Annotated in this window: 1 protein-coding gene; it reads right to left on the reverse strand. The window is 66.0% G+C overall.

Annotated features, from left to right (window positions below):
* Nucleotides 1-259, reverse strand: a 259-nt coding sequence (locus KVT28_RS25520) for a lysylphosphatidylglycerol synthase domain-containing protein (protein ID WP_217551013.1), incomplete at both ends; no start/stop codon positions are given.

The following is a 259-nucleotide window of genomic DNA, read 5'->3' on the forward strand; positions in this document are numbered from 1 at the left end:
TGGTCGAGAGGCCTTCGCGGCGGGCCAGCAGATACGGTCGCAACACATCGCCGACGGGGGCGGGCAGGATGGCCAACGCCGCAAACCCGATCACGACCGCGCGGAGGACGTTTCGGAACCGTGTCGGACCAACGGGTTCGAGGAGGTGCTGCCAGCGAATCGCCCGGGCCCAGTACGTCGCCATGACGAACACAAACCCAAGGAAGAGCAGGCCGAATCGCGCGTGGCGCACCTGTGTCCACACGTCGGTAATGTTCGC

The sequence above is a fragment of the Pantoea sp. GbtcB22 genome (assembly GCF_019091025.1).
Classification (GTDB): Bacteria; Pseudomonadota; Gammaproteobacteria; order Enterobacterales; family Enterobacteriaceae; genus Pantoea; species Pantoea leporis.